This is a genomic window from Sphingobium sp., from assembly GCA_023266575.1.
GTDB lineage: Bacteria > Pseudomonadota > Alphaproteobacteria > Sphingomonadales > Sphingomonadaceae > Sphingobium.
On sequence record JAHFPV010000008.1, the window covers coordinates 1 to 19,974 of the forward strand.

Annotated in this window: 17 protein-coding genes and 1 pseudogene; 6 read left to right on the forward strand and 12 right to left on the reverse strand. The window is 63.1% G+C overall.

Going from position 1 to position 19,974, the window contains the following annotated elements; translation table 11 throughout:
- Positions 1-107: 107 nt before the first annotated feature.
- On the reverse strand, positions 108-896 hold the full coding sequence (locus Q0D44_RS09375; RefSeq protein WP_294135768.1) for a response regulator: 789 nt from the start codon (positions 894-896) through the stop codon (positions 108-110).
- Between the two features lie 193 nt (positions 897-1,089).
- Positions 1,090-1,704 carry a response regulator transcription factor gene (locus Q0D44_RS09380; RefSeq protein ID WP_294135770.1) on the reverse strand — a complete coding sequence of 205 codons (615 nt, stop codon included), beginning with the start codon at positions 1,702-1,704 and terminating at the stop codon, positions 1,090-1,092.
- A gap of 296 nt (positions 1,705-2,000) precedes the next feature.
- Here Q0D44_RS09380 and Q0D44_RS09385 point away from each other — a divergent pair.
- Positions 2,001-2,281 (forward strand): annotated as a pseudogene (locus Q0D44_RS09385) (IS5/IS1182 family transposase); the annotation flags it as partial.
- A 493-nt stretch (positions 2,282-2,774) separates the two neighbouring features.
- Positions 2,775-3,449 carry a glutathione S-transferase family protein gene (locus tag Q0D44_RS09390; protein WP_294135771.1) on the forward strand — a complete coding sequence of 225 codons (675 nt, stop codon included), beginning with the start codon at positions 2,775-2,777 and terminating at the stop codon, positions 3,447-3,449.
- A gap of 64 nt (positions 3,450-3,513) precedes the next feature.
- Here Q0D44_RS09390 and ndk read toward each other — a convergent pair whose 3' ends face one another.
- The 3 genes from ndk to Q0D44_RS09405 all read right to left on the reverse strand — a co-directional run bounded on the left by ndk (position 3,514) and on the right by Q0D44_RS09405 (position 5,908).
- Positions 3,514-3,936, reverse strand: a complete 423-nt coding sequence (gene ndk, locus Q0D44_RS09395; RefSeq protein WP_006953431.1) for a nucleoside-diphosphate kinase — start codon at positions 3,934-3,936, stop codon at positions 3,514-3,516.
- Between the two features lie 89 nt (positions 3,937-4,025).
- Positions 4,026-4,463 carry a DNA polymerase III subunit chi gene (locus tag Q0D44_RS09400; RefSeq protein WP_294135775.1) on the reverse strand — a complete coding sequence of 146 codons (438 nt, stop codon included), beginning with the start codon at positions 4,461-4,463 and terminating at the stop codon, positions 4,026-4,028.
- On the reverse strand, positions 4,463-5,908 hold the full coding sequence (locus tag Q0D44_RS09405) for a leucyl aminopeptidase (protein ID WP_294136166.1): 1,446 nt from the start codon (positions 5,906-5,908) through the stop codon (positions 4,463-4,465). The genes Q0D44_RS09400 and Q0D44_RS09405 overlap by 1 nt, the downstream gene beginning before the upstream one ends.
- Before the next feature lie 196 nt (positions 5,909-6,104).
- On the opposite strand from Q0D44_RS09405, the gene lptD reads away from it, so the two are divergent.
- From lptD to rsmA, 4 genes are all read left to right on the forward strand, one after another.
- The gene (gene lptD / locus Q0D44_RS09410; protein WP_294135777.1) at positions 6,105-8,354 is read left to right on the forward strand and encodes an LPS assembly protein LptD; all 2,250 of its coding nucleotides are present in this window, start codon (positions 6,105-6,107) and stop codon (positions 8,352-8,354) included.
- A gap of 86 nt (positions 8,355-8,440) precedes the next feature.
- On the forward strand, positions 8,441-9,826 hold the full coding sequence (locus Q0D44_RS09415; protein WP_294135779.1) for a peptidylprolyl isomerase: 1,386 nt from the start codon (positions 8,441-8,443) through the stop codon (positions 9,824-9,826).
- Positions 9,804-10,844 (forward strand): 4-hydroxythreonine-4-phosphate dehydrogenase PdxA, encoded by a 1,041-nt coding sequence (gene pdxA / locus Q0D44_RS09420; protein ID WP_294136168.1) that lies wholly within the window; start codon positions 9,804-9,806, stop codon positions 10,842-10,844. Before Q0D44_RS09415 ends, pdxA begins: the two co-directional genes overlap by 23 nt.
- Positions 10,834-11,673, forward strand: coding sequence for a 16S rRNA (adenine(1518)-N(6)/adenine(1519)-N(6))-dimethyltransferase RsmA (gene rsmA / locus Q0D44_RS09425; RefSeq protein ID WP_294136170.1), 840 nt, complete (start codon positions 10,834-10,836; stop codon positions 11,671-11,673). Before pdxA ends, rsmA begins: the two co-directional genes overlap by 11 nt.
- A gap of 494 nt (positions 11,674-12,167) precedes the next feature.
- On the opposite strand, the gene Q0D44_RS09430 is transcribed toward rsmA, so the two are convergent.
- From Q0D44_RS09430 to Q0D44_RS09460, 7 genes are all read right to left on the reverse strand, one after another.
- The gene (locus tag Q0D44_RS09430; RefSeq protein ID WP_294135780.1) at positions 12,168-12,689 is read right to left on the reverse strand and encodes a hypothetical protein; all 522 of its coding nucleotides are present in this window, start codon (positions 12,687-12,689) and stop codon (positions 12,168-12,170) included.
- 91 nt (positions 12,690-12,780) lie between these two features.
- On the reverse strand, positions 12,781-13,956 hold the full coding sequence (locus Q0D44_RS09435) for an RsmB/NOP family class I SAM-dependent RNA methyltransferase (RefSeq protein WP_294135781.1): 1,176 nt from the start codon (positions 13,954-13,956) through the stop codon (positions 12,781-12,783).
- A gap of 147 nt (positions 13,957-14,103) precedes the next feature.
- On the reverse strand, positions 14,104-15,561 hold the full coding sequence (gene guaB / locus Q0D44_RS09440) for an IMP dehydrogenase (protein WP_217673477.1): 1,458 nt from the start codon (positions 15,559-15,561) through the stop codon (positions 14,104-14,106).
- Positions 15,562-15,741: 180 nt separating this feature from the next.
- Positions 15,742-17,691: an ATP-dependent zinc metalloprotease FtsH gene (ftsH, locus tag Q0D44_RS09445; protein WP_119747404.1), complete on the reverse strand. Its 1,950-nt coding sequence runs from the start codon at positions 17,689-17,691 to the stop codon at positions 15,742-15,744.
- Between the two features lie 77 nt (positions 17,692-17,768).
- The gene (locus Q0D44_RS09450; protein WP_294135785.1) at positions 17,769-17,960 is read right to left on the reverse strand and encodes a hypothetical protein; all 192 of its coding nucleotides are present in this window, start codon (positions 17,958-17,960) and stop codon (positions 17,769-17,771) included.
- Between the two features lie 94 nt (positions 17,961-18,054).
- Positions 18,055-19,035 carry a tRNA lysidine(34) synthetase TilS gene (gene tilS / locus Q0D44_RS09455; RefSeq protein WP_294135787.1) on the reverse strand — a complete coding sequence of 327 codons (981 nt, stop codon included), beginning with the start codon at positions 19,033-19,035 and terminating at the stop codon, positions 18,055-18,057.
- Positions 19,026-19,967 (reverse strand): hypothetical protein, encoded by a 942-nt coding sequence (locus Q0D44_RS09460; protein WP_294135789.1) that lies wholly within the window; start codon positions 19,965-19,967, stop codon positions 19,026-19,028. Before Q0D44_RS09460 ends, tilS begins: the two co-directional genes overlap by 10 nt.
- Positions 19,968-19,974 lie beyond the last annotated feature (7 nt).

Here is a 19,974-nt window from a genome sequence, read left to right on the forward strand (position 1 = left end):
GCGAACCTGAGCCTCTGCAAGCTCAACCAAACCCAAAAATGTAGTGGTAACACTCGCGCCGGTGCGTGCATGTCATTGAACAAAAATGCCTTTTCCAAAAGCACTGTTCAAGTTGGGTCAGGCAGATCAAGGAGAACGTCAATTTCGAGCATCATGTGCCTTGTCCGCTTTTCAACGATTGTGAGAGCGGAAGCCATGCCATCGCCCCGGATCGCAGCACCTTCAAGTGCAAGGATGCTGGAAACTAGCCCATCGTCGCAATATTTTTCCAGCGTCGTTAACAAATTCCGGGCCAAGAATGCCAATTGTTGATAGTCATGATCTACAAGAGTGATATGAAAATCACGAATATGCTCCCGCGTTTTCTGCTGGGTTAGGCGCAGAAGGCGACATATTGATTCATGCCCGTAGCTTTTTGTGAGCTGATTAATCCGCACTTGGTTGAGATGATGCGTCACATGATTATGTGATGTTACAAATTCCATATTGTCGCGGTACGCCAAGCCAAGGTTGACATAGAGTTGACTCAGATCAATGGGCTTGCTTAAAACGGCATCAAATTCCTCAGCCGCAATTCGATAGTCCGGACTGCTTCGATTTGCGGCGGTCATGATCACAATTCGAGCATGGCTATCGAATTGACGGATCTGCTTGGCGGCCTCCAGCCCGTCCAGAAACGGCATTCGCATATCCATGAGAATGGCGTCGAAAAAGCCATTGGCGGCCTGTGCCGCATCAACAGCCGCCAGACCGTTGACGACCTCCGTCACGGACGCTCCCGCTTTTGTGAGGGCCATCCTCAACCACTCGCGGTAAAGCTCGTCATCATCTGCAATTAATATTTTCATGGCGTGGCTCTGGAAAATCTCAGATAGCGCAATCGCTTGCACGGCCACCGCGTGCAATAGTCCGTTCGATGGAACGAGCCATATACATTCCATCGAATGGACTATTTCATCCACAGCATACGCAGCGCTAGATGGTGCCAACGTTCGGGTCGCAAATGTCGAGCGTGGCCCGGCTCTGGCGCTCAGCAGCGTCCAGGGTCGGGTCTTTTCCAGGCAGGTAGCCGTAAAACAGGCTGAAAGGTTATTCGCGTGCTTGGGAATAGCGAATGAGCGCCTGCGACCTACTTGTCACGCCAAGTTTACTGAAGATTTTCGCAAGATGCGATTTAACCGTTGATTCTGCTAGGCTAAGTTCAAACGCAATCTGCTTGTTGCCAAAGCCGAGCAAAAGACACTGCATGACACGATCTTCAGCCGGGCTAAGCAGTTCAGCGTCAACATGGGCGTGCGAATCCAAGTTCGGCATAAAATAAGAGCCATCTGCAAACAATTTTCTTAAAGCGATGGTCATTTGGCTAAAAGACAAGGTTTTAGGAATGAATGCTACTACTCCTAAAGCCCGTACTTTTCGTAAAACATTTGCTTCAGTTCTTCCGCTAATAATTGCGACCGGATAATTCATGAATTTTGATATTATACGCTCCACTCCTGAATACCCATCGGAATCTGGAAGTATAAGATCCATAAGAATAAATTTAATGTGACGCCCATCAAAATTCTGATTTTCAACACCTTGAATTTTTTCGTATAGCAAAACTTCGCAATCAGGATAAATTTCACGTATCGAAGACTCTATTGCAGATGCATAGAGTGGGTGGTCCTCTATTATTATTATAGTTTCGTTTTTTTTATTCATATTTATTATTCTTTATTGTCCAGCCTTCGTATAAATTAAGTTTGCCGATTATCGTTTTTGATGAAATGAAAGAATCTTGTAAAATAAAGCAATCAATTTTTCCAGCTTGCCAGGCGATCTCATTGCACAGTGCGAAGTTGGTTTATAGTTACCTTCACGTCGCGGCGTGGCGAACGAAACAGTCCCTTTATAGTCGGAATTTTCGCGTGGGACGAGTGCTTTCGGGAATTTTCAGCAGGGAGTGTTGATTGCCGCTGAGAAGTGACCCCAGTAAATATGACTGCGATGCATTCGCCCTCAAACCGTAATGCTGCTCTGGCCAGCCCAACCGCAAAGTTGCCCGATCTCTCGACGAAGGCGCACGTGACTTGGCAAGGGATCTGCCTAAAGCTGACGCCTATGTCACATCCCGCCGCGAGCGGAGATGCTATTCACGCACCTCAAGCGCATCCTGAGGCTGGACCGCCTGCGCGGTCCAAACGGCGCAAGAGAAGAGTTCCTCCTCGCAGCCACCGCTCAACACCTCCGCAAGATGGCTAAGCTCATCCTGAGGCCCGCCACCCCACCGCCCGCATAAAGGGGACGAGCCCTCCAGAGCGTGCCTAAGCTGCACTAAGCCTCGATCTCAGCGGCGGGCTTTTCAACACAATCGGTCGACTGCTACCGGAAGCGACGCAACGCGAACGGCGGCTATCCGCCCCCCCTCCAAAGCGACGTTCGCTTATCGGCCATTAGCAAGACCCGACGAAAAGACAGAGTGGGATCGTCAGCCGGTGAGCAAGCCCGCCATGGATACTGGCAGCCCCCCTGTCTGATCCGCCTACCCAGTTCCATTCATGGTCCTTCCCTCGTATCTGCCATTCTGATATAAGTAATTGGGAAACCAATGAGATTCCCGATTCCAGCAAGAACGAACTGGGGCCTTCCTGGGGGCCTTACCGCTCATCTCATTTTCATTACATATCTGAAAATTAAACCAGAATTATTGTGGATTGGATTCCGGCTCGGCCTGTTCCGTCGCTGGTTTCCCGCTCTCGACTTATGCGCGCCGCTGCGGCTAAAGCAGCGGCATGATGAAGCTGTTTATCGGAAACAAGGCCTATTCGAGCTGGTCGCTGCGCGGCTGGCTGGCGTGCAAGCTGTCCGGCCTGCCCTTTGAAGAGGCGGTCGTCCCCCTCTATGATGAGGAGTGGGAAAAACGGCGCGAAGGCGACGAATTTGCGCCCTCGTCCGGCAAGGTGCCGATCCTGTGGGATGGCGACGATATTGTCGTGTGGGACAGTCTGGCCATCGTCGAATATCTCAATGAAAAGACCGGGAATGAGAAATTCTGGCCGGCCGATCCCGCCGCGCGCGCCATGGCCCGGTCGATGGCCGCCGAAATGCACTCCAGCTTCGCCGCGCTACGCCGCGAGCATAGCATGAATATCCGCCAGATTTACGATGCGGTGCCGCCGTCCGAAGCGGTCAAGCAGGATCTGGCCCGCCTGATGCAGCTATGGGCACAGGCCCGCGCCCGGCATGGCGGGGATGGCGATTTCCTGTTCGGCCCGTTCGGCGCCGCCGACGTGATGTTCGCGCCGGTGGTCACGCGCCTCATCACCTATCAATTGCCCGTGGCCCGCTTTGCCGAGGCCTATATGCACGCCATCATCGCGCACCCGTGGATGCAGGAATGGATCGGCGGCGCACAGGCCGAAGATTGGGTGATCGACCGGTTCGAAGTGCCACCGCAGGCTGTGTAGTCAAAAAAAGGGCCGGGAAGCACGCGCTCCCCGGCCCTTATTCATTCTCACGCCGCAGCGTGGATCAGCCGACAATTTCTTCCGGCTTGAAGAAGAAGGCGATTTCGGTCGCGGCATTTTCTTCGCTGTCCGAACCGTGGACCGAATTGGCTTCGATCGATTCGGCCAGTTCCTTGCGGATCGTGCCGGCGTCGGCATTGGCGGGGTTGGTCGCGCCCATGATGTCGCGGTTGCGCTGCACGGCGTTTTCGCCTTCCAGCACCTGGACGACGACGGGGCCGGAAATCATGAAAGCAACCAGGTCAGCAAAAAAGGGGCGTTCCTTGTGGACGCCGTAAAAGCCTTCGGCCTGTTCGCGGCTCATGCGGATGCGCTTGGATGCGACGACACGCAGACCGGCTTCCTCCAGCATCTTGGTGACAGCGCCGGTCAGGTTGCGACGGGTCGCGTCGGGCTTGATGATCGAAAAAGTGCGCGTGACGGCCATGGCCCTCGATACTCCGAATGGTTGGAAATGCTGGGCGCGCCTTTAGACGGGGCAGGGCCTGGCCGCAAGGGGCTTCACCCTGGCCCCTTCTATGCCATTTGCAGCCACTTGCGGCCGTCTTGCTTGAAATAGCGGGTTTCGATCCCGTCGCGCTTGGCCAACGCCCGCCAACTCGCCCGCGCCGCCTCGATCGTTGAATCGTCGAAAAAGTGAAAAACCCGATCGAAATCCAACGCTTCTTCGCGCCACAACCCGTCAGCCAGCGCGACGTGGCGCGCGCCATTGGCCGCATGGCAGGACGCGCCCAGCAGGATCGGCTGATGCCCATCCCCGGCCTCGCCCGCGCGGCCATGGGCTAGGAAACTGTCGGGCGGGCCATTCCACAGCCCGGCGGAAATCCGCTCCAGCCGGTCCGCTTCGTCCGCCACCACCAGCAAGCGCGCGCCCATGGCCAGGATGCGCGCCGCAATGGCGGGCAGCACCTGATCGACGGGATCGCGGCTCAGCTGATAGAAATCGACCTGCATCAGCTCTCAAACTTGTCCGCAACAAACTGGTCGAGCAGACGCACGCCATAGCCGGTCGCGCCCTTGTCGAAGGTTGCGCCGGGCTTGTCGGACCAGACCATGCCGGCAATGTCGAGATGCGCCCATTTGACGCCATCGTCGATGAAGCGCTTGATGAACTGCGCGGCGGTGATCGACCCGGCATAGCGGCCGCCGATATTCTTCATGTCGGCGATCGGGCTGTCGATCAGCTTGTTGTAGGCGTCGGACAGGGGGAAGCGCCACAGCGGTTCGCCGCTCGCCTTGCCAGCCGCTGTCAGATCGTCCGACAGGCCGTCATCGTTGGAGAACAGCCCGGCATATTGATCGCCCAGCGACACCAGGATCGCGCCGGTCAGCGTCGCCAGATCAACCACCGTATCGGGCGCATAGGTTTTTTGCGCCCAGGTCAGTGCGTCGCACAGCACCAGTCGCCCTTCGGCATCGGTGTTGATCACCTCGATCGTCTGGCCGGACATGGATGTCACAATGTCGCCGGGGCGCTGGGCATTGCCGTCGGGCATATTCTCGACCAGCCCGCAAATGCCCACGACATGCGCCTTGGCCTTGCGTCCCGCCAGCGCCTTGATCGCGCCTGCGACCGCGCCCGCGCCGCCCATGTCCCACTTCATATCCTCCATGCCGGCGGCGGGCTTGATCGATATGCCGCCGGTATCGAAGGTCACGCCCTTGCCGACGAACACGAGCGGCTTTTCGGCCGCGCCATTCGTGCCGTCCCATTCCAGCGCCAGCATCCGCGCGTCGCGCACAGACCCCTGCGCCACGCCGAGCAGCGCGCCCATGCCCAGTGCTTCCATCGCCGGGCGATCCAGCACGGTGATCTTGACGCCCAGCTCAGCCAGATGCTGGCAACGCGCGACGAAGCTTTCGGGGTAGATGATATTGGCCGGTTCCGACACGAGTTCGCGGGTCAGGGCCACGCCCGCCGCGACCGCCGCGTGCCTGTCCCATGCCGCACCGGCATCGGCCGATACGATGGTCACCGTCGCCAGTGTCGGCTTGGCCTTTTCCGGCTGCCGGGTGCGATAGGTGTCGATCCGCCAGCCACGCAGCAACGCGCCCAGCGCCAGCCGCGCCGCGCCCTCGCCGCTCGCGCCGCCGACAAATTCGACCGCCGCATGGGCCGCGCCGCTGGTCAGCAGCCGTGCGGTCAGCGCGCCACCAGCCCGCTCCAGGTCCGCGTCGCTGCCCGTGCCGGTGCCCAGCAGGACGATGCGCAGCACCTTGCCGCCCTCATCCGCGAAGCTCTCGAACGTCGCGCCCGCTTCGCCTGCAAAGCGCGCCGCCGCAGCGCCCGCCACCAGCGTCGCGGATGCGGCGACCGGCAGGCTGTCCGGCGCGCCCTTGGGCAGGGCCAGGACCAGAGTGTCGGCATCGGGACGGGTCGGGCTGATCGCGATATCCATCAAGGGACCTTTTCTTGTTCGGGCTTTGGGACGTAATCCTTGCCAAATAGTGCGGCTTGCCCCGTCTGGCAAAGGCGTTCGACCGATTTTGCCGGAAAAGAGCGTAGCGCAGCGATTGCGGCGCGCGCCAAGCAGTGCGATAGGCAGGCGCTGATACCGCCCCTTCATGAGGCCTGACCTTTTGGCTATCTCCTCTATGTCCCTGTCTTTGCGCCCTGCCCTGCTGATCGGCTGCGCTTTGTCCTGCCTTGCGGTCACCGCCCCGGCGGTGGCGCAGCAACTCAACGAACCGCAGGTGCCGATCAGCGCGCCCGACGCCCCCGTTCCGGCGAGCGACGACCAGATCGGCTTTTCCGCCGACGCGCTGCAATATGACAGCAATAGCGAAATCGTCACCGCCAGCGGCGCGGTTCAGCTGCTGCGCGATGGCAATCGCCTGCGCGCCGACAAGGTCGTGTGGAACCGCACCAGTGGCAAAGTGGAGGCGATCGGCAATGTCTCGGTCACCGATCCCGACGGCAATATCGCCTATGGCGACCGGTTCGATGTCACCGATACGCTCAAAGACGGCGTGGTCTACAATATGCTGCTGGTGCTCCAGTCGGGCGGTCGGCTGGCAGCGGCGACCGGCACCCGCACCAACGGCATCTACACGCTCAACCGCGCCGCCTATACCGGCTGCGCGGTGGAAGATAGCGACGGCTGCCCCAAAGAACCGACCTGGCAGATCAACGCGGTCAAGGTCGTCTATGACCCGACGCGCGAGCGGGTGACCTATACCAACGCCAATATCGAGCTGTTCGGCCTGCCGCTCATCCCGCTGCCCGGCCTGTCCCATCCGGTGGGTGAAGGCGGCGGCAGCGGCCTGATGGTGCCCAATCTGCGCTATGACCGGAACAACGGGTTTGAAGTGGCACTGCCCTATTATTTCAAGCTGGCGCCCAATCGCGACCTGACGGTCACCCCGCACGTCTATAGCAACAGCCTGCCGATGCTGGAGGCGGGCTTTCGCCATCTCTATGATCGCGGCGCATACCAGATCACTGGCTATGCCACCTATGGCAGCCGCGTGGCCACCGGCGACACCAGCGGCACGACGCCTGCCGCATCCGAAAAGGATCCTCGCTTTTATCTCGACGCCAGCGGCGGATTACAGCTGACGCCGGAATGGAGCGTCGATGGATCGATCCGCTTCGCCAGCGACCGCACCTTCCTGCGCCGCTACGACATCAGCCGCGATGACCGGCTGCGCTCGACCCTCGGCGCGCAGCGAATCGGCCAGAACAGCTATTTCTCGCTGCGCGGCTGGGCGGTGCAAACCCTGCGCGCAGGCGATTCGCAGGGGCAGACGCCGATCGCGCTACCAGTCATCGACTATCGGCTGCGATTGAAAGACCCGCTGCTGGGCGGCGTGCTGCAATTGCAGGCCAATACGCTGGCGATCACCCGCACCCATGGCCAGGATACGCAGCGCGCCTTTGCCGCTGCCGAATGGAATCTGCGCACGCTGACCGGCATGGGGCAGGAAGTGACCTTCACCGGCTATCTGCGCGGCGACGCCTATCACAGCAGCGACAATGCGCTGACGACGACCGCCAGCTATGCCGGCGATCCGGGCTGGCAGGCGCGCGGCATCGCCGCCGCCGCAGTGGACATGCGCTGGCCCTTCATCGGCGAAGCCTTTGGCGGGGTGCAGCGGATCGCCCCGCGCGTCCAGATCGTCGCCGCGCCAAAAGTCGCCAACCTCTCGCTCCCCAATGAGGATGCCCGCGCCGTCGATCTGGAGGACAGCAACCTCTTCGCGCTCAACCGCTTTGCCGGCTACGACCGGTTCGAGGATTCGACGCGAATCACCTATGGCATCGAATATAGCCTGGCCCTGCCCGACTTCTCGCTCCAGACCATCGTCGGGCAAAGCTATCGCCTCAGCAGCCGCACCAGCATATTGCCCGACGGCACCGGCCTGTCGGATCGCACGTCCGATATCGTTGGCCGCACGACAGTGCGCTACAAGGATTTCATCAGCTTCACCCACCGGTTCCGACTGGACAAGGACCATCTGGCCGTCCGCCGCAATGAGCTGGACGCGACCGTGGGCAGCAAGAATACCTATGCCATGGTCGGCTATCTGCGGCTCAACCGCGATGCATTGGCCGCGCTGGAGGATTTGCAGGACCGGGAAGAATTGCGGCTGGGCGGGCGTATCCAGTTCGCGCGCTTCTGGTCGGTGTTCGGCTCTACGGTGATTGATCTGACCGATGGGAAGGAAGATCCGCTCAGCATTGCAGATGGGTATGAACCGGTTCGCCATCGCCTGGGCATCGCCTATGAGGATGATTGTCTGACGCTCGGCCTCACCTGGCGGCGCGACTATCAGGCCAATGGCGACGCGCGAAAGGGCAATGCTTTCCAGCTTCGGCTAGCTTTCCGCAATATTGGCATATAAGGATCACCCTTCCCGCTACCCTGTCAGGGCTGGTTCAGGCGGATTGGCGCATTCGTGCCGGACCGTATTGGAGATATTTGCCGACGATGCTGCCTGTCGTTTCCACGCCCACCCGCATGTTTCCGGCCGTTCGTTCGGCCCTGCGCACCCTGTTCCTGTCCACCGCGCTGCTTGGCGTCGGGGTGCAGGGCGTTTCCGCGCAGACGGTCGATGATGGCGGCGACGTCGCAAGCCAGCAGCTCAACCTGCCCAAGGACGTCACCGTCTTTGGCAAGAGCGACCCCAATGTCCGCAAGGCCACGGCGATCGTCAACGGCCGCATCATCACCGGCACGGATATCGACCAGCGCCTCGCGCTGATCATCACCGCCAATGGCGGCAAGGTCGAAGCGGAAGAAAAAGAGCGTCTTCGGGTGCAGGTGCTGCGCAACCTGATCGACGAAACGCTCCAGATTCAGGAAGCCGCCGCCAACGACATCAAGGTCGATCCGGCCGAAATCCAGCAAAGCTATGAGCGGGTTGCGGCGAATTTCCGCCAGTCGCCGACCCAGTTCGACGCCTATCTGCGCACACAAGGCAGTTCGGCTGCCAGCATCAAGCGCCAGATTGAGGGCGAACTGGCCTGGAGCCGCCTGCAACGGCGCAATATCCAGCCCTTCGTCAATGTGTCGGAAGATGAAGTGAAGTCGGTGGTCGACCGGCTGAACGCGGCCAAGGGCAGCGACGAGCTGCGCATCGGCGAAATCTATCTGTCGGCGACCCCGGAAAATCGCGAACAGATACTCGCCAACGCCCGCAACATCATCCAGCAGATTCAGCAGGGCGGCAGCTTCGGTGCTTATGCCCGGCAATTTTCCGAAGCATCGACCGCAGCGGTCGGTGGCGATCTGGGCTGGGTCCGCCCGGTCCAGCTGCCGCCCGAACTGGCCACCGCTGCCGCCGACATGCAGGTTGGCCAGATTGCCGGGCCAATCGAGGTCGCAGGCGGCGTGTCGCTGATCTACGTGATGGACAAGCGCAAGGTGCTGACCGCCGATCCGCGCGATTCGCTGCTCAGCCTGAAACAGCTCTCGGTCCTGTTCCCGCAAGGCACGACCAAGGAGCAGGCGAGCGCCAAGGCCGCAGGTTTCGCCGCCGCGATCAAGGAGATCAAGGGCTGCGGTCAGGCCAATGAGGTCGGCGCAAAAATCGGCGCGGACGTGGTCGACAATGACAATGTGAAGCTGCGCGACCTGCCGCCCCAGTTGCAGGAAATCCTGCTCAACCTCCAGGTCGGCGAAGCCACACCCCCCTTCGGCTCCATCACCGACGGCGTGCGCGTGTTGATCGTCTGTGGCCGTGATGATCCGGCGTCCGCCAATGCGCCCAATCCCGAACAGATTATGGCGCAGCTGGAAGAAGAGCGGGTCAACAAGCGTGCGCGCATCTATCTGCGCGATCTGCGTCGTGATGCGATCATCGAATATAACTGACGCCGCGCCCCCGGTCGGCCAGTCGCCGCTGCCCTTTGCGGTCTCGCTTGGCGATCCCGCCGGGATCGGGCCGGAAATCGTCGCCAAAAGCTGGGTGATGCGCGACGCGCGCGGCCTGCCGCCCTTCTTCGCGGTAGGCGACGTCGCGGCTTTGCGCGCGGTCTGGCTCGGCCCGATTGCAATGATCAGCGCGCCGGAGGAGGCCGCCGCCGCCTTCGGCTCGGCCCTGCCCTGCCTTCAAGTCGGACAGGCTGGGGAGATCATTCCCGGCACCCCCAGCGTCGATGGCGCGCGCACGGCGTTTGAATCGCTCGAAGCCTCGGTCGGCCTTGCCCGGTCGGGGTCCGCAGCGGGCATCGTCACTGCGCCGGTGGGCAAGGAACAGCTGTATGGCGTGGGCTTCACCCATCCCGGCCAGACCGAATTTGTCGCCGAACGCTGTGGCGTGTCGCCGCACAATGCCGTGATGATGCTGGCCGGACCATCGCTCAAGGTGGTGCCTGTCACGATCCATATTCCATTGAGCGAAGTCCCGTCCGCGCTGACCATCGACCTGATCCGCGCCCGCGCCATCACCACGGTCAAGGGACTGCAAAAGAATTTCGGCATCGCCCGCCCGCGCCTCGCCGTCGCTGGGCTGAACCCCCATGCGGGCGAAGGCGGCGCGCTGGGGCGTGAGGAAATCGACATCATCCGCCCGGCGGTCGAATCGCTGCGCGACGAAGGCTATGACATAGTCGGGCCGCTGGCCGCCGACGGCATGTTCCATGCCCGCGCCCGCGAAGCCTATGATGCAGCGCTGTGCATGTATCATGATCAGGCGCTGATCCCGATCAAGACGTTGAATTTCGACGATGGTGTCAACATCACGCTGGGCCTGCCGATCATCCGCACATCGCCCGACCATGGCACCGCCTTTGGCATTGCAGGCACCGACAGCGCCAATCCCGGCGCGATGATTGCCGCGCTGCGCATGGCCGCCGACGCAGCCCGCGCGCGTGCCGCCTATGTCTGTTGAGGGCAAGATGAAGCTCCCGCCACTGCGGGAGGTGATCGCCACACACGGGCTTCAGGCCAGCAAGGCGCTGGGGCAGAATTTCCTGCTCGACGAACAATTGCTCGACCGGATCGCCGCCGTCCCCGGCGCGATCGACGGCCAGCCCGCGTTCGAGGTCGGTCCCGGTCCCGGCGGCCTGACCCGCGCCATCCTGCGCGCGGGGGCCAGGCTGGTCGCCGTCGAGCGTGACCGGCGCTGCCTGCCGGCGCTCGCTGAACTGGACGCCGCCTTTCCGGGGCAACTGCGCATCCTGTCGGGTGACGCGATGGAGATCGACGCCCGCGCTGAAGCGGGGGATGGCGCACATATCATCGCCAACCTGCCTTATAATGTCGGCACCGCGCTACTGATCGGCTGGCTGTCGGCCCCATGGGAGCCGCTGCCCTGGTGGTCCACCCTGACGCTGATGTTCCAGATGGAGGTCGCCGAACGCATCGTCGCCCAGCCCGGCACCGACCATTATGGTCGCCTTGCCATCCTGTCCCAATGGCGCAGCGATGCGCGTATCGCGATGAAGGTCCACCGCAGCGCCTTCACCCCGCCGCCCAAGGTCATGTCCGCCGTCGTCCACCTGACGCCCAAGTCCGCGCCGGACGGTGTGCAACTCAAACATCTCGAACGCCTGACCGCCGCCGCCTTTGGCCAGCGCCGCAAGATGCTCCGGCAAAGTCTGAAAGGCCTGCCCGGCGCGCTCGATGCGCTGGCCGAAATCGGCATCGACCCGCAACGCCGCGCCGAAACGGTCAGCGTCGAGGAATTTGTCGCGGTGGCGCGGGTGCTGGGGCGGTAGCCTCGTCTTGCGCACTACGGCGCGCGGACTTCACTTTGATCCGTTCGTTTCGAGCGAAGTCGAGAAACCGGCGCGCGCCCGTTTCTCGACTTCGCTCGAAACGAACGGAGGTGGAGGAATTACCACCCACCAGACGCACGGCAGGGCCACTGTCCTACTCGCAGCCAGCCATGTTATACCAAGCTGCATGATCGTGCCCTGTCAGACTCCTCCCCCTTGAGGGGGAGGTTGGGTGGGGGTGTACCACGCCAGCGTGGACGCTCGGCTTCGCCTCGCTCCCCCTCCCCTTGATTGGAGGCGCGTGACTCCAATCAACCCTCCCCGTCGGGGAGGGTTGATGAGTCACAATCATCGCACGTCGGTATTACATTGCGCGCGCACGCTCTTTCTCACCGTCCACACCCAAAACGGCCCGCATAATAATCTATCGCAATCCGATAACAAAATGTCGCATTTACCGGGAAATATGCGAAGTTAAGCGCCGCAAATCCTATTTACGGCGTCTCGGTCGGCACCGTCTTGGGCGCGGTCGGAACGGCATCCTTGGCAGTCAGCGCCACCGCGGGCGGCCCTTTCTGGATCGCGGCGGCCAGCTTGCCCACCGGCGCGCAATCGGTCTTGCACAGGCTCTGCGCCTTGGCCAGCACCTCCTTGGCCTTGGCCAAAGCGCCCTTCTCCACCATCGCCTCGCCCTGCCCCGCCAGCGCGGTCACGTCGGTCGGGTCGAGCAACAATGCTTCCTTGTAAAGCCGGATCGCCTTGCCTTGCAGCCCCTGCGCGCGCGCGACCTGGGCCAGATCGACATAGGCGGCGCGGTTGCGCGGATCGACCGCCAGCGCGCTTTCCAGCGCATCGGTCGCGCCGTTCAGATTGCCTGCCGCGAAGGCCGCAGCACCGGCTTTCTGCCATTCGATCGAGCGCGGCTCGATCTGCGCGTCGGGACGCTGGGTCAGGCCGACGCTGGACACGGTGGTCAGGACAGCGGCGAGCGCGATCGAGGCGGGGGTAAAACGCATGAGTGTCTCCAGCCATGTTTCAGGCATTGATGTGGCCCAACTGTCGCCATTTTGCGGGCGCTTGTCCATGGCCTGTTTCACGCCGCCGCTTTCATGCCGACCGGCGCAGCCGCGCAAAGAAGAAACCATCAGTGCCATCATGGCCCGGCGTCAGCAGCCAACCAGCCCCATGGGCGCGGCCCAGCGGCATATCCAGCACTTCCGCCGTCCATCCGTCATGCCGGTTCAGAAAGCCATCCACCCGATCGCGTCCCTCCCGATCCGTCAGCGCGCAGGTAGCATAGACCAGCGCCCCGCCGGGGGCCAGCAAGGGCGCGGCAAAATCCAGGATACGCGCCTGTTCCGCGACCAGCCGATCGAGCCGCGCCTGCGTCAGCCGCCACCGCGCCTCCGGGTTGCGCCGCCAGGTACCGGTGCCTGAGCAGGGCGCATCGACCAGCACGACATCGGCCTGGGCCTTCAGGCTGTCCAGCCCCCGCCCCTCATGCCCCTGATCGATCAGCAGCGTTTCGATGAAGGTCGCGCCCGCCCGCTCGGCCCGCGGGCTGAGCCGCGCCAGTCGCGCGCGGATCGTATCGGCAGCAATCAGCGTCCCCTGCCCCGCCATCGCGGCGGCCAGCGCCAGCGTCTTGCCGCCCGCCCCGGCGCACATGTCGACCACGGTCATGCCGGGCGCGACGGCGCAGGCCAGCGCAATCATCTGGCTGCCGCCATCCTGCACCTCGACCAGCCCCTGTCTCCACGGATCGGCCTGTTCGACCGGGAAGCCTTCGGGCAGGCGCAGGCCATCGGGCAATCCGGCGATCGGCTGCGCGTCGGGCAGGTGCGGCGCGACAGCGGCAGGCGTGGCCTTCAGCCGATTGACCCGCAGATCGACTGGCGCGCGGCCCAACAGGGCGTCCTGCTCGACCGGCGCAGCCAGCAGCGGCACGAGCCAGGCTGGCACCGCCCCGGCGCTGGCCCCGGCCTCGCCCGGCTCGATCGGCATCGGCGCATGGGCCGACCCGTCGAACAGCGCAGCCAGATCGGGCCGTTCCTGCGCCAGCCCGATCATCGCCTCGCGCCCTGTGTCGGGCCGCTCGCCCGCGCGCCGGATCGCGTCATAGACATGGTCACGCACCGCCCGCCGGTCACGCGACCCGGCATAGCGCCGCTCCTTGAAATAGCGCGCGATCAGCGTGTCGGCGGCAGGCCCACCGTCCCGCGCCGACGCGATGATGGCGTCGAGCAGCTCGATCGCAGCCTGAAGGCGGGCGGCGGGGGTCATATCCTCCCCGGCACGGGGAGGGGGACCGGCCGAAGGCTGGTGGAGGGGGCGGGAGGCAAGCGCAACGACAGGAGAGGTAGCGCCAAACAGCATCCCCCCTCCACCACTGGCTTCGCCAGCGGTCTCCCTCCCCGTACCGGGGAGGACTCAGCGCGTCGGATAATTAGGGGCTTCCCGCGTGATGGTGACGTCATGGACATGGCTTTCGGACAGCCCGGCATTGGTGATCTGCACGAAGCGGGCGCGCTCCTGCAGGTCGGGGATAGTGCGGCTGCCGGTATAGCCCATTGCGGCCTTCACGCCGCCGACCAGCTGGTGAATGACATCCTTGGCCGGTCCCTTGAACGGCACCTGGCCTTCAATGCCTTCGGGAACCAGCTTCATCTGGTCCTTGATATCCGCCTGGAAATAGCGGTCGGCACTGCCGCGTGCCATCGCGCCGACGCTGCCCATGCCGCGATAGCTCTTATAGGCGCGCCCCTGATAGAGGAAGGTTTCGCCCGGCGCTTCGGCGGTCCCGGCCAGCAGCGATCCCACCATGACGCAGCCTGCGCCCGCTGCCAGCGCCTTGGCCACGTCGCCGCTCGTGCGCAGGCCGCCATCGGCGATCACCGGCACGCCGAGCTTCGCGGCAGCTTCGGCGGAATCCATGATCGCGGTCAGCTGCGGCACGCCCACGCCTGCCACCACGCGGGTGGTGCAGATCGATCCCGGCCCGATGCCGACCTTCACGCAATCCGCGCCCGCGCCGATCAGCGCGCGGGTTGCTTCGGCGGTGGCGACATTGCCGGCAACCACCTGAACATGGTTGGACAGGCGCTTGACCGCTTCGACGGCGGCGGAAACCTGTTTGCTGTGGCCATGGGCGGTGTCGATGACGATCAGGTCGCATTCCGCGTCGATCAGCGCCTCGCTGCGCTCCAGCCCCTTGTCGCCCACCGTGGTCGCCGCCGCGACGCGCAGGCGGCCGGTGCCGTCCTTGGTCGCCTGCGGATAGGTGACCGCCTTTTCCATATCCTTGACCGTGATCAGGCCGACACAGCGATAGGCGTCATCCACCACCAGCAGCTTTTCGATCCGGCGCTGGTGCAGCAGACGCTTGGCCTCATCCTGGCTGACGCCCGCGGGGACGACGGCGAGATTATCCTTCGTCATCAATTCGCTGACCGGCTGGGCCGGGTTTTCGGCAAAGCGGGTGTCGCGGTGGGTCAATATGCCGACCAGCTTGCCCGATTCTTCCACCACCGGAATGCCGCTGATCTTGTGCCGCTGCATCAGCATCTGCGCGTCGGCCAGCGTGGCGCTGGGCAGAATGGTGATGGGGTTCACGACCATGCCGCTCTCGAACCGCTTGACCGCGCGCACCGCGTCGGCCTGTTCCTCCACCGTCATGTTCCGGTGCAGCACGCCGATGCCGCCCAGCTGCGCCATGACGATCGCCATGTCGGCCTCCGTCACCGTGTCCATCGCTGACGACAGGATCGGGATGTTCAGCTTGATCTCGCGCGTCACATAGGTGGACGTGTCCGCCTGACTGGGCAGCACGTCGGATTCGCCGGGCTGCAACAGCACGTCGTCAAAGGTGAGGCCAAGGCGGATATCCATGGAAAATGCCACTTTCTGATGCGGAACCTCTGGTTGGTTCCGGGGGATTTGTGGCGGCTCATGTAACCACTATGGGCGCGGACGGCCAGTCCCTTTGGGGCATTTTATTGCGCTGGCGGCAGGGGCGTGAAAAAGGGCGCGCAACCCTGCGGTCGCGCGCCCTGTCGATATCTTGGCGGATCAGGCTCCGGCGGGCGACGGGTTGCCGAACGGTCCCTTGCGCTTGCCCGCGCGGGGGATGGAGGAACCGGCTGCCGGAATGACCGACGGCTTGATCGTCGTGCCATCGTCGCGGGTGATCTCACCCTTTTCCAGCAGCGCCTTGATCTCGTCGCCGCTCAGCGTTTCATATTCCAGCATCGCGTTGGCCAGCAGGTGCAGCTGGTCCTCATGACCGGTCAGCAGTTCCTTGGCCCGGTTATAGCCCTGCTCGACCAGCCCACGAATTTCCTTGTCGATCAGCTTGGCGGTCTCGTCCGACATATGGACGCGCGCGCTCTGCGAATAGCCAAGGAAGGTTTCGCCCTGCTGCTCTTCATATTGCAACGGACCCAGCTTGTCGGACATGCCCCATTGGGTGACCATGTCGCGCGCCAGCTTGGTGGCGTACTGGATGTCGCCCGAAGCGCCGCTCGACACCTTGTCATAGCCAAAGATAATCTCTTCGGCGACGCGGCCACCCATGGCGACCGCCATGTTCGCGTGCATCTTGTCGCGATGATAGCTGTAGCTGTCCCGTTCGGGCAGGCGCATGACCATGCCCAGCGCACGACCGCGCGGGATGATGGTTGCCTTGTGGATCGGGTCGGACGCGGCCTCATGCACCGACACGATGGCATGGCCAGCCTCATGATAGGCGGTCATCTTCTTTTCATCGTCGGTCATGACCATGGAGCGGCGTTCCGCGCCCATCATCACCTTGTCCTTGGCCGCTTCAAACTCGTCCATCGCAACCAGCCGCTTGCCGCGACGCGCCGCCATCAGCGCCGCTTCGTTGACAAGGTTGGCGAGGTCCGCGCCGGAAAAGCCGGGCGTCCCGCGCGCGATGGTCCGCGGTTCGACGTCGGGTGCCAGCGGCACCTTCTTCATGTGGACGGCCAAAATCTTCTCGCGACCTTCAATGTCGGGACGCGGCACGACGACCTGACGGTCGAAGCGACCCGGACGCAGCAGCGCAGGGTCCAGCACGTCGGGGCGGTTGGTGGCTGCGACGATGATGATGCCTTCATTGGCTTCAAAGCCGTCCATCTCAACCAGCAACTGGTTCAGCGTCTGCTCGCGCTCGTCATTGCCATTGCCAAGGCCCGCGCCACGATGGCGACCGACCGCGTCGATTTCATCGATGAACACGATGCAGGGCGCGTTCTTCTTGGCCTGCTCGAACATGTCGCGCACGCGGCTTGCACCGACGCCCACGAACATTTCGACAAAGTCGGAGCCGGAAATGGTGAAGAAAGGCACGCCTGCCTCGCCCGCGATCGCGCGGGCCAGCAGCGTCTTGCCAGTGCCGGGCGAACCGACCAGCAACGCGCCCTTAGGAATCTTGCCGCCCAGACGGGCGAATTTGGTCGGGTTCTTGAGGAACTCGACGATCTCCTGCAATTCCTCGCGCGCCTCGTCAATGCCCGCGACGTCATCGAAGGTGACCTTGCCATGCTTTTCGGTCAGCAGTTTGGCCTTCGACTTGCCAAAACCCATCGCGCCGCCGGCGCCGCCGCCCTTCTGCATCTGTCGCAGCACGAAGAAGGCTATGCCCAGGATCAGCAGGAAGGGGAGCGACTGGTAGATGAGGATCATCCAGAAGCTGGGCTGCTCCTCGGCCTGGCCCGAATATTTGACGCCATTGTCATCCAGCAGAGTCGTGAGGCCCGGATCGCTGACGGGAATGGTGTTGAACTTCTGGCCGCTGGCCAGCGTACCCGAAATCTTGTTGGGCGCGATGGCGACGTCCTTGACCTGCCCTTCCTGCACTTTCGAGCGGAATTCGGAATAGGCGATCCCTGTCCCGGCAGTGGAGGCGGAACGGCTGTCGAACATGGACACGAACAGCAACAGGGCAACAATCACCCCTGCCCAAATCATCGCGCTCTTGATCCAGGGATTGCCCTGCGGGTCTTTCTCGTCGTTCATCATCACTCTCTTTCACCGGCCAAGATAGGGCGCGTCGGGCAAAGCGCAAGCTTGGGCCTGACCCTATATGGCAAGGATTAACCGACGGTGAGTTGGACAATGACGAGATAGGCCAGCACCAGCGCCAGCCCCGCCGACAGGCCGCAGAGAAGATAGCCCAGATAGAGCAGCAGTGGCGGGTGTGGCCGGGCCAGCTTCTGGTTACGTTGCGCTGCCGAAAGAATGACACTGGCCAACAGGCCATAGGTCAGGGCCGCAAATTCCACCATCGCTGCAAATCTCCGCTTATTTCCGCGCAGAATGGCGCATGGGCGGCGTTAAGGAAAGACTGTTGCGGCGCACAAAAACGGCAGGCCGTTGGGTTCATACGTCGGGTTGTGGAACTTTTTTGGAATCGGCGCGCGGCGGCGCAAGGCGTAACGTCCAGACCGACCCACCCCGCAGCAGCCAGTCCCCCAGATTCGCTTGCCCCCCGGCCTGCGCCGCGCAGATCGCGCGATCCAGCGCATCGCCCCGCGGCAAGGCCGCATCGGGCGCAGCGGCGTGCAGCATGTGGAGGATCAGGCGACGCAGATATTCGCGCGGCAGGTCGGTGCGATCGAGCCGCCACTGCGCGTCGTTCCGTTCGACATGACGCGCCGCCAATTCGGCAATACTCCAGTCCAGCGCAGCCTCCGCCTCCGCCAGCGCCGCTGCGCTGCGGGCTGCAGCTTCCGGGTTCAGCCAGTCGGCCCCGGCAAGCGCCACACGCAATGCCGCCCGGTCGAACCGTGGATCGGCATTGGAGGGGTCATGGACATGCGGCAGCGCTTCATCATCCACCAGTTGCTGCAACGCCGCCTTGCGCACGCCCAGCAGCGGGCGGATGACCGTGCCTGACCGCCCGCGCACCCCGGCCAGACCGCCAACCCCCGACCCCCGGTTGAGCCGCATCAGCAGGGTTTCAAGCTGATCGTCGGCATGATGGGCCGTCATGATCCAGTCGATGCCCTGCGTCAGCCGCCATTGTTCGATCATCGCATAACGATGCGTGCGCGCCCAGGCCTGAATGTTGCCAACGGGCGGCGTATCGGGCGTTGCGACATGGTGAGTGATGCCCTGCCCCGCGCACCAGCGCGCAACCATGGCCGCTTCGTCGGCGGAAGCGGGGCGCAGGCCATGATCGATCGTCACCGCCGCCACCCGCCCGGCAAAGGCCTGTGCGGCCAGATAGAGCAGCGCCATGCTGTCCGGCCCGCCCGACACCGCAACGCCAAAGCGCGCCGCCGGGTCATCCCCGACCAGCGCCTGTGTCGCCGCGATCAGCCGGGCTTGCAGGCCAGCGCGGTCACTCGTCAGCTGCACTTCGCCCTGGCGCGGCCCTTGTCCATCATGCCCCGCAGGCTGGCGGACAGGCTCGTTCCATAGACCTGCTCCAGTTCTGCATAGACTTTGCAGGCGTCGGCGGGCTTTTTGAGCTGGATCAGCGCTTCGCCGAGATAGGCGAGGCTGTCGGGCGCGCGGTCGCCGCGTGGGCGCTTCTGATAATTTTCATAGAAGGCGACCGAGGCCAGAGCAGGTTTGCCCTCGTCCAGATAGGCGCGGCCGAGCAGATTCTGCGCCCGGCTGGCAACCGGCGACGTGCCATATTTGTCGACCGTGGCTTTCAGCTGCGCCTGCGCTTCGGGATAATATTTCGCGTCCCACAGACGATAGCCATAGCTGTAGGCATCCATCGGCGCGTCGCCCGTATCGGGCCGCTCGATCGCCGCGACCGCCGCCTTGCGGGCCTCGCTCACGACCGGGGTGGCAGACGCAGGCGCAGGCTTGGGTGCCGCTGGCTTGGACGCAACCGGTGCGGGATCGACCGTCACGGGCGCCGCCGCCGTCGGCTTCACCGCGGGCGGGGTTTCGGGCTGGAGCAGGCGGCCTTCGATTTCGGCCTTATATTTGTTGAAAGCCTCTTCCAGCTGCTTGAGCTTGAAGCTGTTTTCCTCGACCTGGCCTGTGATCGACGCCAGCTGCGATTCCAGTGCGCCGACGCGCGCGGTCAGGTCCGATATGGGCGAAGAGGATGGCGATCCGGGCGCGAGCGTCGGGGCAGCCGGACGGACAATCTGCGCTTCGATGGGCGCGCCGGCCGGAAACACCTTGCGCTGGACCGCCTTCATTTCCTTTTCCAGCCGGTCGACCCGCACCTCGACCGGCGCGGTTTGCGCGATGGCGGACGGCGCGATCGCCAGCAGCAGCGGCGCGCTCCATGCCAGGCAGGAGGTCGCGAAAAAGGCGTGACGCATGATATTC

What these genes read in the sequence shown, in the direction of transcription:
- pdxA (WP_294136168.1), top strand. Translation starts at nt 9,804, where the DNA reads ATGCGATCATCGAATATAACTGACGCCGCGCCCCCGGTCGGCCAGTCG.
- Q0D44_RS09380 (WP_294135770.1), bottom strand. Translation starts at nt 1,704, where the DNA reads ATGAATAAAAAAAACGAAACTATAATAATAATAGAGGACCACCCACTC.
- Q0D44_RS09400 (WP_294135775.1), bottom strand. Translation starts at nt 4,463, where the DNA reads ATGCAGGTCGATTTCTATCAGCTGAGCCGCGATCCCGTCGATCAGGTG.
- rsmA (WP_294136170.1), top strand. Translation starts at nt 10,834, where the DNA reads ATGTCTGTTGAGGGCAAGATGAAGCTCCCGCCACTGCGGGAGGTGATC.
- Q0D44_RS09430 (WP_294135780.1), bottom strand. Translation starts at nt 12,689, where the DNA reads ATGCGTTTTACCCCCGCCTCGATCGCGCTCGCCGCTGTCCTGACCACC.
- Q0D44_RS09390 (WP_294135771.1), top strand. Translation starts at nt 2,775, where the DNA reads ATGATGAAGCTGTTTATCGGAAACAAGGCCTATTCGAGCTGGTCGCTG.
- guaB (WP_217673477.1), bottom strand. Translation starts at nt 15,561, where the DNA reads ATGGATATCCGCCTTGGCCTCACCTTTGACGACGTGCTGTTGCAGCCC.
- Q0D44_RS09460 (WP_294135789.1), bottom strand. Translation starts at nt 19,967, where the DNA reads ATGCGTCACGCCTTTTTCGCGACCTCCTGCCTGGCATGGAGCGCGCCG.
- Q0D44_RS09450 (WP_294135785.1), bottom strand. Translation starts at nt 17,960, where the DNA reads ATGGTGGAATTTGCGGCCCTGACCTATGGCCTGTTGGCCAGTGTCATT.
- Q0D44_RS09415 (WP_294135779.1), top strand. Translation starts at nt 8,441, where the DNA reads ATGCTGCCTGTCGTTTCCACGCCCACCCGCATGTTTCCGGCCGTTCGT.
- Q0D44_RS09435 (WP_294135781.1), bottom strand. Translation starts at nt 13,956, where the DNA reads ATGACCCCCGCCGCCCGCCTTCAGGCTGCGATCGAGCTGCTCGACGCC.
- ftsH (WP_119747404.1), bottom strand. Translation starts at nt 17,691, where the DNA reads ATGAACGACGAGAAAGACCCGCAGGGCAATCCCTGGATCAAGAGCGCG.
- Q0D44_RS09405 (WP_294136166.1), bottom strand. Translation starts at nt 5,908, where the DNA reads ATGGATATCGCGATCAGCCCGACCCGTCCCGATGCCGACACTCTGGTC.
- lptD (WP_294135777.1), top strand. Translation starts at nt 6,105, where the DNA reads ATGTCCCTGTCTTTGCGCCCTGCCCTGCTGATCGGCTGCGCTTTGTCC.
- ndk (WP_006953431.1), bottom strand. Translation starts at nt 3,936, where the DNA reads ATGGCCGTCACGCGCACTTTTTCGATCATCAAGCCCGACGCGACCCGT.